Genomic DNA, 1,051 nt, shown 5'->3' with positions numbered 1-1,051 from the left:
TTTTTTTTTATTTTACTCTCTCTTTTATGATATGTTTATAGCAATGCATTTTATATGCGTTTATAACCATAAAGAATGCACGCCCCCCATGTCTCTTTTTATTCTGTTTTATCAGTTATATTGACAACATTATCCCTTTCATACACCTCACAATTTTTTGGAACCAACCTTACTTTGCTTTTTTTATTGATTTTTGCATTGCCATAAACACGCCCCCAGATTGTTGCACAATATGAGATTTTAGCATTGCCATAAACAGAGCCATAAATCTCACAAGAGCCACTCACACAAGCATTTCCATAAACCTTGCCATAAATTTTAGCACGACCATTAATAACAGCATAATTATAAATTTTTGCATGGCTATAAATGCAAGCAGAGCCACAAACCTTGGCATGACCATAAACGCGTGCATAACTAAAAACCGTAGCATCATAAGAAACATGCGCATGATCATAAATATGAGCATCAGCAAGAATGCGGGCACTACCATTCACATGAGCATACCCATAAACATTGCCATAAACATGAGCATTGCCATAGACAAAAGCATGGTCATAAACTTTAGCATATTGAGAGATAAAAGCTTTTCCATAGACCTCAGCATTGCCATAAACTTGACCACAGACTTGAGAAAAATGGCGTATTTTTGCATTTTCATACACTCTTGCATGACCATAGACACAAGCCTCATCATACACCCAGCAATTACCATCATGGGATAGGTTAACTTCCTTTTCAATAAAGCCGCCTAAAGACCCCGCCTGTACATCATCAAAATCTTTTAAAGCTTTAATGCGATAAAGGCTTATAATATTTCGAGTAAGAGCATGTTTGATTTTTTTGATTTCACTAGTTAATTCGTATTTTTTGCACATAGAGATACCCTCACAATTTAATGTGATAAACATTTGATAAAATTTGAAATGAGATGTTTAAAGAAGGGCGCCCCCGCCGCGCCCGCGTCTTATTTACGCAGCGTTATTTTCAATAATCTTTACAACGGTATCGTTTTCATAAATTTCACAATCTTCAGGAATTCCATATGCAT

Annotated in this window: 1 protein-coding gene; it reads right to left on the bottom strand. The window is 35.8% G+C overall.

Annotated elements, in window-relative coordinates:
- Positions 1 to 98: 98 nt before the first annotated feature.
- The gene (locus ACFILD_RS02945; protein WP_375664734.1) at positions 99 to 878 is read right to left on the bottom strand and encodes a hypothetical protein; all 780 of its coding nucleotides are present in this window, start codon (positions 876 to 878) and stop codon (positions 99 to 101) included.
- Positions 879 to 1,051: the final 173 nt, after the last annotated feature.

Origin of the sequence: Bartonella sp. CL162QHHD (assembly GCF_042195435.1) — a bacterium.
Taxonomy (GTDB): domain Bacteria; phylum Pseudomonadota; class Alphaproteobacteria; order Rhizobiales; family Rhizobiaceae; genus Bartonella.
The sequence above is the reverse complement of the archived record's forward strand: the minus strand, read 5'-3'. Positions and strand labels throughout refer to the sequence as shown.

Excerpts from the sequence above, each read along its gene's own strand:
- ACFILD_RS02945 (WP_375664734.1), bottom strand. The coding sequence starts at position 878 with ATGTGCAAAAAATACGAATTAACTAGTGAAATCAAAAAAATCAAACAT.